This window comes from Streptomyces sp. NPDC001410 (assembly GCF_042895235.1).
Lineage (GTDB): Bacteria > Actinomycetota > Actinomycetes > Streptomycetales > Streptomycetaceae > Streptomyces.
On record NZ_JBIAWE010000001.1, the window covers coordinates 487,778 to 503,051 of the forward strand.

The window sequence follows — 15,274 nt, forward strand, 5'->3', positions numbered from 1 at the left end:
TCAGGTCGTGGAGCCATCACGCAGCTGGAGCTGCGGCGCTGCCGGCGAACGTACCGAGGACCGGATCCACGGCTGCGGCATCGCCCGCGCCGGTGGGCACGCCGACCGCCTCGACCCGGCGGCCACCGGCCTGCGCAAGCTGCCCCTGAACGACGCCGCGCTGTCCCGGAGACAGCCCTCATGCGTGGTGCCATGCTTCTCCTCGTAGCCCTCCATTTCCACGGCATGCGGGCGCTGCGCCCAGCCGGCGGATCGTCGGGCCCGTGTGCACCGTCGCCTACGAACCGGTCGACGACCCCATCGGGTCGGTCTCCCAGTTCATGCGGACCGGCAAGGACCGCGTCCGGGTGGCCGCAGTCCAGACGGCCCTCACCGTCGACGACGTCGTCATCCACCCCGGCGACATCCTCGTGGCCGACGACGGCGCCGTAGTGGTCCCAGCCTCGCGGTGGGACGAGGTCACGGACATCGCCCGGCACATCGACCGGGTCGAAGAGGCCGTCGTCGAGACCGTGCGCGCAGGCGCCACGCTCCGCGGAGCGAGGGTAAAGCTCGGCTACCGCTCGCTCCAGCCCCGGGAAGACCCCTCGTGCACGTCAGCCTGACGAACGACGCCGCCCGCGGACACTCCAGCGCGACGCTGTCCGAGGCGTCCGGGCTGTCCATCACCCTGTCCCCCCGCATCCGGTCGGTGTGGGTCGGCGCCCGGCTGTGCGGCCCCGGCCCTCACCGTGCAGGGGGCCGGCGACGACGTGGCGCTGCACCATGCGGTGCTTCGCGCTCCCGCCGGATCCGTCCTGGTCGCCGACCTCGGCGGCGCCCGCTTCGGCCACTGGGGGCGAGACCGAAACGCGATCCTCGGCACCCGCAAGGATTCCGCGGCGTGTTCGGACGTCCAGTCAAGGTCGGCGGCGTCACCGTACGCACCGGCGACCTCGTCGTCGGGGGCGTCGACAGCGTCGTCGCCCTGCCCGCCGAAGACGTCGACCGGATCCTCGACCGCGCCGACGGACGCGTGCCCACGAGCGCGCTCAGCCGCGCAGGGCCGAGACGAAGATGCCTCCCAGCTTGGGCGTCTGCGGGTCCGTGGTGTACGCGATGAGGCGCTGCGTCGTCGTACGGCCCGTACGGCTGGTGACGAAGTACGGCGGGCGGGGCGAGAGGGAGGGAGAGCCGGTGAGCAGGCCGCGTGGTGCGGGTGCAAACGGCGCGCGCAGTACGGTCTTGTCCACGTCTTCCAGCATGTAGGCGTTGTGCACGAAGCCCGATGCCGCGCACCGCCGGGCCCATGGTGGCCAGGGAGATCACTCGGTAGAACTCCACGACTCGCATACGCACGGGTAAGTCCGCTCCGTGACCGTCGGTGAACTCATGGATTGAAGCCGAACCGGTCTCCGCGTTCGGTCGGGCAGGCTCCGACGTTCCCCGCGTGAACAGGGAAGACCGCCGGTGCTGGTGCTGATTGACGTCGCCCCGTGGGCTTGAGCCGGACATCAGAGGCTGCGGGTGACCTCGGGCACCCGGCAGGGCCATGCGCGCGTCGCCGTCCCTGAGTGGACCAGTCCGTCCCGGTCGCTTCGCGGTCGGCCACCCAGAAACGATAGAAAGGGGACATGAGCGGAGTTTCAGGTCAATCCGGGCGGGATGAGCCTGATGCGTCCAAGAGGACTCGGCGCCCCGGTCGGCCCCGTAAGGCGGGCCAGGCGTGGCGGTCGGGCTCACTGCTGAGCGTGCACAGCGTCGCGGGCCAGGTCTTCCTGTTCCAGCTGGCGGTTGTGATGCTGCTCGTCGCCGCCGCCCTGGTGGCGCTCGTGGTGCAGGCTCAACGCGACGTGATGGCCGACGCCCGCCACCGGACGCTCACCGCGGCACAGACGTTCGCGCACTCCCCGGGCATCGTGGCGGCCCTGGACAGCGCGAACCCGACCGCGGCGCTGCAGCCGCACGTCCAGGCGGCCCGCACGGCCGCAGACGTCGACGCCGTCATCGTGTACGGGCTGAACGGGATCACCCTCGCCCACAGCGACCCGAGTCAGATCGGGAAACGTGTCATCGGGCCCTACGCGGCGGCGGCGACCGGCAAGCCGTTCACGAGTACGTTCAAGGGCTCGCTGGGGCTCTCCGTGATCTCGGCGGTGCCCGTCAGGGGTCCCGACGGCTCGGTCATCGCCATCGTCTCCGTGCCCGTCACGGTCGAGACGGTGCAGCAGCGGGTGAACCGGCAGCTGCCGTTCCTCCTCGGCGGCGCCGCCACGGCCCTGGTGGTCGCCGCAGGCGGGTCGGGCCTGGTGAGCAGGCGGTTGCGGCGGCAGACCCACGGCCTGGGGCCGACCGAGATGACCCGGATGTACGAACACCACGACGCGGTGCTGCACGCGGTGCGGGAAGGAGTGCTGATCGTCGGCGGTGACGGCCGGCTGCTGCTGGCCAACGACGAGGCACGACGGCTTCTGGACCTGCCGGCGGACACGGAGCGGCGGCACATCACCGATCTGGGGCTGGACGAGGACCTCGCCGGGCTGCTGGCCTCCGACCGCCCCGCCACCGACGAGGTGTACCTGGCGGCCGACCGGCTGCTCGCGGTCAGCAAGCGGCTCACCGCACCTCACGGACCGGGCGGCAGCGTGGTCACGCTCCGGGACACCACAGAGCTGCGGGCCCTGTCCGGCCGGGCGGAGGTGGCGCGCGAACGGTTGCAGTCGCTCTACGACGCCGGACTGCGGATCGGCACCACACTCGATGTGAAGCGCACGGCCGAGGAACTGGCCGAGGTGGCGGCGACCCGGTTCGCCGACATCGTCACCGTCGATCTGCTGGACCCGGTCCTGCACGGCGAGGAAACCTCCGGTGCGCCCACCGGGATCACCGAGCTGCGCCGCAGCGCCGTCGCCGGTCTCGACGCGGACCATCCCTTCCACCCCGTCCGCGAGCTGATCCGGCTCGTTCCCGCCCATCCCGTCTCCACGGCGATGGCCGAGGGCCGCCCGGTCCTGGTCGCGGACCTGAGCGCCTCCGACGCCTGGCGGGCCCAGCAGCCCGAACGTGCCCGGCGGATCCTCGATCACGGCATCCACTCCATGCTCGTGGTGCCCCTGCGCGCCCGCGGCGTGGTGCTGGGCGTGGTGTACTTCTGGCGCGCGCAGGGCTCCCAGCCGTTCGAGGACGAGGACGTGTCCTTCGCCGAGGAGCTGGCCGCCCGGGCAGCGGTGTCCATCGACAACGCCCGCCGCTACACCCGCGAGCACACCATGGCCGTCACCCTGCAGCACAGCCTGCTGCCCCGCGCGCTTCCCGAGCAGTCCGCGCTCGACGTGGCCTACCGCTATCTGCCGGCCCAGGCCGGGGTGGGCGGGGACTGGTTCGATGTCATCCCGCTGTCCGGTACCCGGGTGGCGCTGGTCGTGGGCGATGTCGTCGGTCACGGTCTGCACGCCGCCGCCACGATGGGCCGGCTGCGCACCGCCGTGCACAACTTCGCCAGCCTGGACATGCCCGTGGAGGAGCTGCTGGGCCGGCTGGACGAGCTGGTGGCGCAGATCGACGCCGAGGAGGTCGCCGCGGCGGAGGACGGACAGGGGCTGGTCACAGGGGCGACCTGCCAGTACGCCGTCTACGACCCCACCTCGGGCCGACTGGCCATCGCCACCGCCGGCCACCCGGGGCCGGCGGTGGTCCGGCCCGACGGCACCGTCGACTTCCCTCAGTTGCCCGTCTCCCCGCCGCTGGGACTCGGAGTCGGCCTGCCGGTCGAGACCGCCGAGCTCACCGTGCCCGAGGATTCCCGCCTGGTGCTCTACACCGACGGGCTGATCGAGGACCGCACCCGCGACCTGGACGCCGGCCTGGAGGCCCTGCGCGACGCTCTGGCAGGGCCTGGTCGCACGCCGGAGGCCATCTGCTCGGCGGTGATGGAGGCCATGCTGTCCGACCGGCCCCGGGATGACATCGCGCTGCTGGTGGCCCGCACGCGCCGGCTCGGACCGGATCAGGTGGCCGAGTGGGAGGTGCCCCGCGACCCGGCGGCGGTGGCCCCCGTACGCTCCGCCTGTGCCCGCCGGCTGGCGGAGTGGGGGCTGGAGCAGGTCGGTTTCACCGCCGAACTCATCCTCAGCGAGCTGATCACCAACGCCATCCGCTACGGAGCCGAGCCCATCGCCGTGCGGCTGCTCCGCACGGAGCCGGTCAGCAGCCCCGAGGCGGGCAGCCTGATCTTCGAGGTCGCCGACGGCAGCAGTACCTCGCCGCGGCTGCGCCGGGCGAAGGTCACCGACGAAGGCGGCCGCGGACTCTTCCTGGTGGCCCGCTTCGCCGAACGCTGGGGGACCCGCTACACGACCACCGGCAAGGTCATCTGGGCCGAACAGTCCCTGCATCACGACGCCACGCCGGAGGCGGAAGGACTCGGCGAGCTGCTGCTCGACCAATGGGATGACACCGCGCTGTGAGGTGAGCCGGTACGTCCCCTCCCGCCACCGTCGCGCACGCCCGCGTGCCGAGCTGGGCCGGGCGGGGGGCCGGGGCGTACGGAGAACGTACGGAGAAGCCGAGTGCCGGGGAGAAGACGTTGATCACGGGCTTCCCGGGCGGCATTCCGCCGTCGAGGCGGCCGGGTACCCTGGCCTCGATGGCCACTTCGTCGGCGCCGAGTAGCCGAGGAGACCGGGAGGCGCGGCGGGAGGCCCGCCACTGCGGACCCGGTGGCGCTGCCGGCAGCCGGTCGAGGCGACCACCTCATCCCCCACGTCCGGGAGCAGCCGTGACTACACCGTGTGCCCGAGCAGCGGCGGTCCTCGGCTGCTTCGCTCTCGTGGCACTGGGCCCGAGCGCTTGCGAGGACACACCGACCGCCGGCCTCGCGAAGCCGTCGACGGCCACGTCCGCCGCGAGCATGGGCGGCATGCACGCGCTGATCGCCGCGGCGCAACAGGAGGGCACGCTCAGAGCGATCGCGTTGCCGCATGACTGGGCCAACTACGGCCGCCTGATCAGCGGCTTCGAGAAGAAGTACGGGATCAAGGTCACGGTCGAGAATCCGCTGGGCCACAGCGAGGACGAGATCGACGCCCTGCGGAAGAGGGGGAACCGGCCGACAGCGCCCGACGTGATCGACGTGGGCGACACGTTCGCACGGAAAGCAGCGGCGCAGAATCTTCTCGCGCCGTACAAGGTGGCCTCTTACGATTCGATTCCCGCCAATCAGAAGGACTCGAAGGCACGCTGGTCCAACAACTACGGGGGCTACATCTCCATCGGCTGCGACGCCAACCGGGTCGAACCCTGTCCGGCGACCTTCGCCGATCTGCTGAAGCCCGGTTACCGGGGCAAGGTCGCACTCGAAGGCGACCCGCCCCGGTCGGCCACCGCCTTCGCCAGTGTCTACGCGGCCGCGCTGGCGAACAACGGGTCGTTCGACGACGTGCAGCCCGGTCTCGACTTCTTCGCCGAACTCAACAATCGTGGCAACTTCACCCCCGTCAATTCCAATTCGGCGACGGTCGCGAGCGGCCGGACCCCCATCAGCATCAACTGGGACTACATCAACCTCCACTACGCCGACACGCTCCGTGACAAGGGCGTGAACTGGCAGGTCGCGATCCCCTTCGACGGCAGCTTCGCCCAGTATTTCGCGCTCGCGGTCAACAAGAACGCCCCGCACCCGGCGGCTGCCCGCCTCTGGCAGGAGTACCTCTTCAGCCCGGAGGGCCAGAACCTCCGGCTGCGCGCCTATGCCCGCCCGGTCCTCATGGACGCCATGAGGCAGGACGGCACCCTCGACAAGGCCGCCGCCGAACGACTGCCGACGGTTGAGGGAACGCCGCAGTTCCCGACGGACGCGCAACTGGAGAAGGCGAAGGAGACCGTCACCAAGGGCTGGGCCAAGGCCGTCTCCGGCCGGCCGGGATGATCCCCGTCGCCCATCAGCTGTGCCGCTTGTCGGTGTAGGCCTCCCCCTCTTCCCGCCGCACGTCCCCTGCGCTGTGAGCAATGTTCCGGTGCGCTGACAGGACACACGACGTCGGTGACCCCGCCTAGCGTCGGCTCGGCGGTCGCGATTCGCTCAGGGATTCCACAGCGAGACGTCGCGCCATCGCCGTTCTTCCCGTCCGCCGGACCAACACAGCGGACATCGAATTCGCCCATTCCGAAAGGGGGTCCTGCGCACGTGTCTCCCATGCCGGTCGGCGGACTGGTTCCCCAGGCCACCGACGATGCCGCGGAGCTCGTCGTCCGCAACGCGAGAATCCATACCGGGGATCCGCATCGCCCGCAGGCCGAGGCGCTCGCCGTCAAAAGTGGTGTCCTCACGGTCGTCGGTGACGACCAGGACGTGGCCCCGCACGTCGGGGCCGGCACGAAGGTGGTGGACGCGCTCGGCCGGCGGATGATCCCGGGGCTCAACGACGCCCATCTGCACGTCATTCGCGGCGGGCTCAACTACGTGCTGGAACTGCGCTGGGACGGGGTTCCCACGCTGCGCCAGGGCCTGGCGATGCTGCGGGACCAGGCCGCGCGTACCCCGAAGGGCCAGTGGGTTCGGGTGGTGGGAGGCTGGTCGGCCGAGCAGTTCGCCGAACGGCGGCTGCCGACCGTCGCGGAGCTGAACGCCGCCGCCCCCGACACGCCGGTCTTCGTCCTGCACCTGTACCAGTCCGCCGTGCTCAACCGGGCCGCGGTGAAGGCCGCCGGATTCGACAAGGACACCCCCGACCCCAGGGGCGGGCAGATCGTACGCGGCCGGGACGGGGAACCGACGGGCATGCTGCTGGCCGCGCCCGGTGCCCTCATCCTCTACTCGACCCTGGCCAAGGCTCCGGTTCTGGAAGAGGCGGACCAGAAGCTCTCGACCCGTCATTTCCTGCGCGAGCTGAACAGGTTCGGACTGACCTCGGCGATCGACGCCGCCGGCGGGTTCCAGAACTTCCCCGACAACTACCGGACCGTCATCGAGCTGGCGAAAGCCGGTCAGTTGTCGCTGCGCATCGCCTATCACCTCTTCCCGCAGACCGCGGGCCAGGAGACAGCCGACCTCGCCCGCTGGATCGACATGGTCCGTCCCGAGGACGGGGACGCATGGCTGCGCCTCAACGGCGCGGGCGAGAATCTCACCTGGGCGGCGGCGGATTTCGAGAACTTCAACCAGCCGCGTCCAGAACTCGGGGACTACGAAGCGGAATTCGAGAAGGCAGTGCGTCTTCTCATGGAGAACGGCTGGGGATTCCGGCTGCACGCCACGTACGACGAGACCATCCGCCGGGACCTCGCGGTCTTCGAGAAGCTGGCCGCCGAGGGGCTTTTCCCGGCGGGGAACCGGTGGTTGTTCGACCACGCGGAGACCGTGTCCCGAGAGAGTCTCGACCGGGTCGCCGCGCTCGGCGGTGCCGTGTCCGTCCAGAACCGGCTCTCGTTCCAGGGCGAGGCCTTCCTGCGCCGCTACGGCCCCGGCCGGGCCGCCGACGCTCCGCCGATCCGGGCGATGCTGGAGCGCGGGCTGACCGTGGCCGCCGGCACCGACGCCACCCGGGTGTCCACGTACAACCCCTGGGTGGCCCTGCACTGGCTGGTCAGCGGGCGCACCGTCGGTGACCTCGTGCTCCGTCCGCGGACCAACCGGGTCGACCGGGAGACGGCACTGCGGATGTTCACCCGGTCCGGCGCCGAGCTGACCGGCGAGGAGGACGTCAAGGGCGCACTGCGACCGGGGTGTTACGCCGACCTCGCGGTGCTTTCCGACGACTACTTCACCGTGCCGGAGCCGGAGATCGCTCACATCGAGTCGCTGCTCACGGTCACCGGCGGGCGGATCGTCTACGCCGCCGGCGAGTACGAGGGGCTCGACGAGGAGCTGCCGCCGGTCAGCCCCGGCTGGAGTCCGGTGGCGCACTTCGGCGGCTACCAGGCGTCGCGGCCGTACTCCGCGGGGGCGCGGCAGGCGGAGTCGCTCGGCGAGGCCGTCGCCGAATCGGAGCAGCACCGTGCGTGGCGCGTACGACGCGGTCTCTTCCCGGACACCGCCAGTGCCCCGTTCGATCCCTGCTTCGCCCTCTAGTGCTCCCGGAGGGGGGCCGGGCCACGAGCCGCCCCTTCCGGGACACCACTCAGCGAGCCGTCCACCGGACGGTTCTCTCCCGACGCGGACGTCCGTCCGCGCCGCTACTCATGGAAAGGCACACCCTCATGACCGACATCGCCGAGGTCACCGCGTCCCCGAGCCCCGACCTGCTGACGCCCGACAACTGTGCGGTCCTGTTCGTGGACCACCAGCCGCAGATGTTCTTCGGGACGGGCAGCGGCGACCGCACCGCGATCATCAACGCCACCGTGGGTCTGGCCAAGGCCGCCAAGGTGTTCGACGTCCCGGTCGTGCTGAGCACCGTGGCCGCCGAGTCCTTCTCCGGCCCGCTCATGCCGCAGCTCGCGGACGTCTTCCCCGACCAGAAGATCGTCGACCGCACCACGATGAACGCCTGGGAGGACGCCGCGTTCGTCGAGGCCGTCAAGGCGACCGGCCGCAGAAGGATCGTCATGGCCGGTCTGTGGACCGAGGTCTGCGTCGTCCTGCCCGCGCTGTCCGCCCTTGCTCAGGGTTACGAGGTCTACGTCGTCACCGACGCGTGCGGCGGCGTCAGCCCGCAGGCGCACGAGCACGCCGTCCAGCGCATGATCCAGGCCGGCGCCGTCCCGGTCACCTGGGTGCAGGTGCTGCTGGAGCTGCAGCGTGACTGGGCCCGCACCGAGACGTACGTGCCGGTGACGGAGGTCGTCAAGCAGCACGGCGGCGCGTACGGCCTCGGCCTGATGTACGCCCAGGCCGTCATCGGCGAACACGCCGCCGGCTGATCCGCGCCCTCGCGCACGACGGTCACGGACTGAGTCAGGAACAGGCGGGAAGAAATGGACGCGGGACTGTTGGTCCTCCGGCTGGTGACGGGACTTCTCATCGCCGGCCACGGAGTGCAGAAGGTGAGCTTCCGGCTGGGAGGCCACGGCTTGGCAGGCGGAACCGAGGAGTTCCGTCACGACGGGTTCCGCGGCGGCCGGCTGACCGCGGTCGTCGCGGGGGCCAGTCAGATCGGCGCCGGCCTGTTCCTTGCCGCCGGACTGCTCACGCCCCTCGCGGCGATGGCCGCCATGGGCGTGATGACGGTCGCGGGCACTGTCAAGTGGCCCAAGGGCCTGTGGGTGCAGAACGACGGCTACGAGTACCCGATGGTCCTCGTCGTCGTCTGCGCGGCACTGGCCCTCACCGGTCCGGGCCGGTGGTCCGCGGACCACGCGCTGGGCGTCACCCCGTGGCCGCTGTGGGTCGCCCTCGCGGCGATCGTGATCGGGCCCGCCAGCGGGCTGATGACCCGCCTGGTGCTGCACCGTCAGCCCTCGGCCCCGGGAGGGAAGGCCCATGCACCGGCTGCTGACTGACGCGGTCCGCACGCTGGCACCGCTCAGGGAAGACCGCCATGGCCCATTGCCTCCCCTGATGCTGGCGCTGACCGTGGTCACCGGTCTGGTCGACGCGGTGAGTTACCTATCGCTCGGGCACGTCTTCGTCGCCAACATGACCGGCAACGTGGTGTTCCTCGGCTTCGCGCTGGCGGGTGCCCCGAACCTCTCCGCACTCGCCTCGGTCGTCGCGCTGGCGGTGTTCCTCCTCGGGGCGCTGGCCGGGGGCAGGATGGGAACCCGGTACGCCACCCACCGCGGGCACCTCCTGCGGACGGCCACCGCCGCGCAGACGGTCCTGGTGGCCGTCACGGTCGCCGTCACGGCGGTCACCGGTGGCCGGGTCACCACGGGTGTCCAGTACACGCTGATCGTGTGCCTCGGGCTCGGCCTGGGTCTGCAGAACGCGGTCGCCCGGCGTCTCGGGGTCCCCGACCTCACCACGACCGTGCTGACGCTGACCCTCACGGGGCTCGCGGCGGACTCCACCCCGGCCGGCGGCGCGGCGCCGAGGCCCGGCCGCCGGATGCTGTCCGTGCTGGCCATGCTGCTCGGCGCCCTGGTCGGAGCCGAACTCGTCCTGCACGGCCATCTCGTGCTCACCCTGGGACTCGCCCTGCTGCTCCTGGCGCTCGTCTCCATGGTGACGCACCGGCTCTCCGGCACCGATGCCGCCTGGGTCCGGCCGCCGTCCTGAGGAAGGGGCGCGCTGCTGCGTCGGACAGGCCGAGGCCTCCCTGCCCCCGGGGAACGCCTCGGCCTGTCCTGTTCAGCGCCGGCGGGCCCGGTGACGGACGTTCGCCGCAGCGCAGGAGCGGCTGCGGATCGCCGGCCGGCGCCACTGCGCCGCCGGGCCGCATCGCATGCGCCGCGCTGGTGACACTTCGTGCAAACCGCCTCCAGCCTTCCCGTCGTGCTCTCCGGTACGCCGCTGCGGACCCCTATGCCGTGTGCCTGTCCCTGGGCGCCCCCTCCGCCGCCACCTGCACCGAGCACGATCACATCGACCCCACTCGCCCTCGCCGGACCCGGTGCGCTGACGGGCATCAACGCGTGCACTCCCGGGCAACGCGACCGCCGGTCAGGCACCTAGCGTCGACCGCGCATCCGGCACCGACATCACAGGAGGCACGTCATGACCACCAGTTCCAAGCCCGCCGGCAGTCAGCCGCGGCTGCACCAGAAGGGCGCGGTCATCCAGGAGTTCGGGACCGTCAAGCAGTTCCCCCTCGCTCTGTCCTACGAGGCGCGCATGTACTCCTGCCAGCGCCTGAACAAAGTGCTGGCGGACACCCAGATCCTCTACGGCCTCTACAAGAAGCACCACTGGATCATGCGGGGCGCGACCTTCTACCAGCTGCACCTGCTGCTGGACAAGCACGCCGGCGAGCAGCTGGAACTCGTCGACGCCCTCGCCGAGCGCGTCCAGACCCTGGGCGGCGTCGCCGTGGGCGATTCCCGGCACGTCGCCGAGATCACCTCGATCCCGCGTCCGCCGGACGGTGTGGAGGAGGTACCGGCCATGCTGTCGCGGCTGCTGGAGGCCCACGAGGTCATCCTGACCGAGGCCCATGACGCGGCCGCCCGCACCGCCGAGCTGGGCGACGACGGCACCAACGACCTGCTGGTCTCGCAGATCATCCGCACCGGCGAACTCCAGGCCTGGTTCCTGGCCGAGCACCTGGTCGACACTCCGTTGGTGCGTTCCTGAGGGTTCGGGCGCGGCCCCGACCGTGAAGATGCCGAACTACATGGGGGAACGACAGGCGCCCGCCGCACGAGCGCCATGACTGTGCGTGCACCATGTCGAGTCCTCCAGCGCCCCGCTCCCGCCTGTCGGCACCGTGCGCCGTCGTCCGGCGCGGATGATGAACGCCGGGGCCGGCCGCGGATCCGCCGCCCCTGCCGCTCGGAAAGGAGTTCTTCGATGGTCGATGAACCGGTCTTGGTGCTTGCGGCGACCGGTGGTCAGGGCAGGGCCGTGACCGACGCGCTGCTGGCCCGCGGGACCCGGATCAGGGCGCTGGTCCGCGACCCCGCCCGGAGTGCCGCGCGGCAACTGGCCGACCAGGGTGTGGACGTGGTCGCGGGCTCGCTGAGCGATGCCGGGTCGCTCGCCGCGGCCATGCGGGGGGTGTCCGGTGTCTTCGCGTTCACCACGCCCTTCGAGGCCGGTGTCGAGGCGGAGGTGGAGCAGGGGCGGGCCATCGTCGACGCCGCGGCGCGGGAGCGCGTTGCGCACCTCGTGTTCAGTTCGGTCGCCGGGGCCGACCAGGACAGCGGGGTACCTCATTTCGAGAGCAAGGCGCGCATCGAGGCGGAACTGGCCGCGGGAGACGTGCCGTACACGATCCTGGGTCCGACGTACTTCTTCGACAACGCGCTCGGCGGAGCCGAGCGCATCCTCGACGGCGTGCTCGATCTGCCACTGCCGCCCGACCGGCCGTTGCAGCAGCTCGCCCGGCCCGACCTCGGCGCGTTCGCCGCGGAAGTGCTGCTCAGCCCCGCTCGATATGTCGGGCAGCGCATCGAACTGGCGAGCGATGCGCCCACGCCCACACAGATGGCGGCCGCGCTCGGCGCGGCGCTGGGGCGGGAGGTCCGCCATGAGTACGTACCGCTGGCGGCCATCGGCAATCCGGACATGCACGCGATGTGGACGTTCCTGAACGGGCCCGGCTACCGCGTCGACATCCCCGCGCTCCGGGCCGCGCACCCGGAGATCCGTTGGACCGGCTTCGCCGACTGGGCACGCCACACCTGGGCGACCGCCGACTGAGCCGGCCGTCCGGCCGCGCGCCGCAGTGACCGGATACTCAACGGCCCTGGAAGACCTGCGTGACGATCGCCTCAGCGGTGGTCATCGGCGTCGGCGCGGCGCGGACAGTGCGGCGGTGAAGTCGTCCAGGGCCGCGAGGTTGTGGGCGCTGACGACAACATCGCAGTAGGGCAGTGCCGCGGCCATGCCGGCCACGAGCGGACGGTAGCGCGGGCTCGCCGTGCGCGGGTTGACCCAGACGACGCGGTAGGCGACCCGGGACAGCCGCGCCATGTGGGTGGCGAGGTCGGCGGGCGGGCCGGTGTCCCAGCCGTCGGAGACGATGGCGACCACGGCGCCGTGCGCCATGCCGCGCCGTCCGAACCGCTCGTTGAACTCCGCCAGGCACTCCGCTATCCGGGTGCCCCCGGACCAGTCCGGGGCCGCCCGTCCGGCCCGTGCCAGGGCGTCGTCGGGTCCGGCCCGCCGGAGGACGGGCGTGAGGCGGGTGAGGCGGGTGGCGAAGGTGAAGACCTCGGCGCGGGTGGCGCGGGCGGCGCAGTAGAGCAGTTGCAGCATCGCGCGGGCATAGGGCTCCATCGAGCCGGAGATGTCGCAGAGCACGACGAGGTCGCGGGGTCGGGTGCGGGGCACGAAGCGGCGTAGCCGCAGCGGGTGTCCGCCGGTGCGCCGGCTGTCGCAGAGGGTGCGGCGCACATCGATGCGCGGACCGTGGTGTGCGGTGCGGTGTCGGCGGGACGGCCGGGTCGGGGTGCGGAGCACGAGGGTGCGCATCGCCTCGGAGAGCAGCGCCAGTTCCTCGGCGGACAGGTCCGCGAAGTCGCGGCTCGCGAGACGGTCGAGCGGACTGGCGGCGAGCGGGACCGGAGCCTGCCGCGGCTGTGCGTCGGCCTCCCGGCCGCGTCCGTCCGCGGTGGCGGCGCGGGCGCCGGGGACGCGGCCGGGAAGGGTGCGCGGGAGCGCGCGCGCCGGGTCACCGGGCTGCCCGCGCTGTACTTCGCGGTCGGCCGGGCCGCCGAAGACGTCCCGGAAGACCGCGTCGAACGGCTCGATCTGCTCGGGGTCGGACACCAGGGTGGCGAGCGCGCAGTGCCGCAGTTCGCGCGTCGTCGACGGTGCCAGCAGGGTGAGCGCCCGGGCGAAGCTGCGGGTGCGGTCGGGGCCCACCTCGATCCCCGCGTCGTGCAGGGCGGCGGTGAACGAGGCGGCCAGTTCCGGCAGATCAGGCATCGGTGCCTGCCTCGGCGTCGATCAGCTCCGCCAGTCCCGCCCGGCGCACGGCCTCGAGGTCCTCGGCGTACTTGAGCACGGCCCCCAGGGTGCGGTCGGCGGCGTCGGCGTCGAGGACGGTCAGGCCCAGTGTGTGCAGCGCACCGGCCCAGTCGATCGCCTCGGCGATGCCGGGCGGCTTGGTGAGCTGCTGCCGGGCCCGCAGGCGCGCCACTGCGTGCGCCACGCGCGGGGCCAGCCACTCGGCCGACTCGGGCACCCGTCTGCGGATGATCGCGGCGACTCGTGCGGTGTCCGGGTAGTCGATCCAGTGGTAGAGGCAGCGGCGTTTGAGCGCGTCGTGCAGATCCCGGGTGCGGTTGGAGGTCAGTACGGCCACCGGGGGTACCGCGGCCGTGCGGGTGCCGAGTTCGGGGATGGTGACGGCGGCATCGGCGAGCAGTTCCAGCAGGAACGCCTCGAACTCGTCGTCGGCGCGGTCCACTTCGTCGATGAGGAGCACCGCGGGCCGCGGTCCCGGGTGGCAGATCGCGGCGAGCAGCGGCCGTGGCAGCAGGTAGTCCTCGGTGAACAGGTCGGCGTCCCGCAGGGGCTCCCCACGGGACTCGGCGAGCCTGATGGCGAGCAGTTGCCGTGGGTAGTTCCACTCGTAGAGAGCCTCGGCCGAGGACAGGCCCTCGTAGCACTGCAGCCGGATCAGCGGGGTGTCCAGCACGGCGGCGAGCGCGCGGGCCGCCTCGGTCTTGCCGACGCCCGGCTCGCCCTCCAGCAGGATCGGCTGCCGCATGCGCACGGCCAGCAGCAGCGCCGTGGCCAGGGCGTCGTCGGCCAGGTAGCCGACCGCGTCGAGACGCGTGCGCAGGGCGGGGACATCGGGTACGAGGGGGTCGAGGTCAGGCATGCGCGTAACGGGAGGGGTCGTCGGCGAAGGCGTGCCGGCACCCCGGCCCGCAGAAGTACACCCTGCTGCCGGCCCGGTCCAGTGAGAGGGTGTCGGGCGTGATCGCCACGGTCATGCCGCACACGGGATCCACTCCCTCGGCCACGGTCTGCGGCGCGGCGGTGTCGATCCCGGGGCGCGCTGCTCGGGCCGTCTTCGGACGCAGGGCGACGAACTCGGCGTACACCGACAGCGCGATCTCCCCGGGGGTCCGCGCGCCGATGTCCAGACCGGCCGGAGTGTGGACGCGCGCGCGTTGTTCCTCGGTGACGTCCAGCCCGGCGAGCACCGCCGCGCCGCGCTTCGGACTGGCCACCAGCCCGATGTACGGGACACCGGCGCGTGCGGCCTCGCGCAGTACGGTCTCCTCGTCGCGGCCGTGTGTGGCGATGACGACGACGTCCAGGTCGGGCGGCAGCGGCTCCCCGGGCGAGGCCGGCCGGGCGTCGAGGCCGAGCACGCGACCGACGTCGAGCAGGGCGCGGGCGATGGGGGCGTGTCCGTAGACATACGCCAGCGCCGGGGGGAGGTTGGCCTCCAGGAAGATGTCGAGCGTCCCTCCCGACAGACAGGGATTGGCCACCGTGACCAGGCCTTCGACGGACTCCTGCGCGCCTTCGGTGCCGGTGGCCACGCCGGGTGTGATCCTCAGCAGCAGCGACTCGCCTGTCTGCAGCACCCGCAGGCCTTGCAGTTGCACCGTCGTCTCGGCGCAGGTGCCGCCCACGAAGCCCTCGATGGTGCCGTCGGGCAGCACCAGCGCGCTGTCCCCGGGCTTGGCGCTCGTGGGCCGTTCCGCGTGGACGACGGTGGCCAGCACGAACGGGGTCCGGCCGTGCCGGAGCGCGTCCGCCCGGGTCAGGAGTTCGGGGTTCGTCATCGCGGGC

The 15,274-nt window shown here is 71.9% G+C and carries 14 protein-coding genes; 10 read left to right on the forward strand and 4 right to left on the reverse strand.

Translation table 11 applies throughout. The features are described 5' to 3' along the window. Positions 1 to 7 precede the first annotated feature (7 nt). Entirely contained in the window at positions 8 to 208 is a 201-nt protein-coding gene (locus ACFY3C_RS02155) for a hypothetical protein (RefSeq protein WP_390769368.1), read from the forward strand. Positions 209 to 263: 55 nt separating this feature from the next. After that, a complete protein-coding gene (locus ACFY3C_RS02160; protein WP_390769369.1) occupies positions 264 to 605 on the forward strand; it encodes a hypothetical protein in 342 nt (113 codons plus the stop codon). Positions 606 to 1,031: 426 nt separating this feature from the next. Here the strand turns inward: ACFY3C_RS02160 and ACFY3C_RS02165 are convergent, their stop codons facing one another. Then, positions 1,032 to 1,232 (reverse strand): hypothetical protein, encoded by a 201-nt coding sequence (locus ACFY3C_RS02165; RefSeq protein ID WP_390769370.1) that lies wholly within the window; start codon positions 1,230 to 1,232, stop codon positions 1,032 to 1,034. A 381-nt stretch (positions 1,233 to 1,613) separates the two neighbouring features. Between ACFY3C_RS02165 and ACFY3C_RS02170 the strand changes: the two genes are divergently transcribed. The 8 genes from ACFY3C_RS02170 to ACFY3C_RS02205 all read left to right on the forward strand — a co-directional run bounded on the left by ACFY3C_RS02170 (position 1,614) and on the right by ACFY3C_RS02205 (position 12,217). Beyond that, positions 1,614 to 4,445, forward strand: a complete 2,832-nt coding sequence (locus ACFY3C_RS02170) for a SpoIIE family protein phosphatase (protein ID WP_390769371.1) — start codon at positions 1,614 to 1,616, stop codon at positions 4,443 to 4,445. Between the two features lie 311 nt (positions 4,446 to 4,756). Further along, on the forward strand, positions 4,757 to 5,905 hold the full coding sequence (locus ACFY3C_RS02175; protein ID WP_386576873.1) for an ABC transporter substrate-binding protein: 1,149 nt from the start codon (positions 4,757 to 4,759) through the stop codon (positions 5,903 to 5,905). 267 nt (positions 5,906 to 6,172) lie between these two features. Further along, the gene (locus ACFY3C_RS02180) at positions 6,173 to 8,047 is read left to right on the forward strand and encodes an amidohydrolase (RefSeq protein ID WP_390769540.1); all 1,875 of its coding nucleotides are present in this window, start codon (positions 6,173 to 6,175) and stop codon (positions 8,045 to 8,047) included. 128 nt (positions 8,048 to 8,175) lie between these two features. Further along, complete coding sequence (locus ACFY3C_RS02185) at positions 8,176 to 8,838, forward strand: hydrolase (RefSeq protein WP_390769372.1); 663 nt, start codon at positions 8,176 to 8,178, stop codon at positions 8,836 to 8,838. A 54-nt stretch (positions 8,839 to 8,892) separates the two neighbouring features. After that, positions 8,893 to 9,417 (forward strand): DoxX family protein, encoded by a 525-nt coding sequence (locus tag ACFY3C_RS02190; protein ID WP_390769373.1) that lies wholly within the window; start codon positions 8,893 to 8,895, stop codon positions 9,415 to 9,417. Further along, on the forward strand, positions 9,398 to 10,135 hold the full coding sequence (locus tag ACFY3C_RS02195) for a YoaK family protein (protein ID WP_386576876.1): 738 nt from the start codon (positions 9,398 to 9,400) through the stop codon (positions 10,133 to 10,135). Before ACFY3C_RS02190 ends, ACFY3C_RS02195 begins: the two co-directional genes overlap by 20 nt. A gap of 438 nt (positions 10,136 to 10,573) precedes the next feature. Next, a complete protein-coding gene (locus ACFY3C_RS02200) occupies positions 10,574 to 11,149 on the forward strand; it encodes a Dps family protein (protein WP_390769374.1) in 576 nt (191 codons plus the stop codon). A 216-nt stretch (positions 11,150 to 11,365) separates the two neighbouring features. Continuing rightward, entirely contained in the window at positions 11,366 to 12,217 is an 852-nt protein-coding gene (locus ACFY3C_RS02205; RefSeq protein ID WP_386576878.1) for an NmrA/HSCARG family protein, read from the forward strand. A gap of 81 nt (positions 12,218 to 12,298) precedes the next feature. Here the strand turns inward: ACFY3C_RS02205 and ACFY3C_RS02210 are convergent, their stop codons facing one another. From ACFY3C_RS02210 to ACFY3C_RS02220, 3 genes are read right to left on the reverse strand one after another with little or no spacing between them, the layout of a single operon-like run. Beyond that, positions 12,299 to 13,447: a VWA domain-containing protein gene (locus tag ACFY3C_RS02210; RefSeq protein ID WP_390769375.1), complete on the reverse strand. Its 1,149-nt coding sequence runs from the start codon at positions 13,445 to 13,447 to the stop codon at positions 12,299 to 12,301. Beyond that, positions 13,440 to 14,348 carry an AAA family ATPase gene (locus ACFY3C_RS02215; protein ID WP_389184920.1) on the reverse strand — a complete coding sequence of 303 codons (909 nt, stop codon included), beginning with the start codon at positions 14,346 to 14,348 and terminating at the stop codon, positions 13,440 to 13,442. Before ACFY3C_RS02215 ends, ACFY3C_RS02210 begins: the two co-directional genes overlap by 8 nt. After that, positions 14,341 to 15,267, reverse strand: a complete 927-nt coding sequence (locus ACFY3C_RS02220; RefSeq protein ID WP_390769376.1) for an XdhC family protein — start codon at positions 15,265 to 15,267, stop codon at positions 14,341 to 14,343. Before ACFY3C_RS02220 ends, ACFY3C_RS02215 begins: the two co-directional genes overlap by 8 nt. Positions 15,268 to 15,274: the final 7 nt, after the last annotated feature.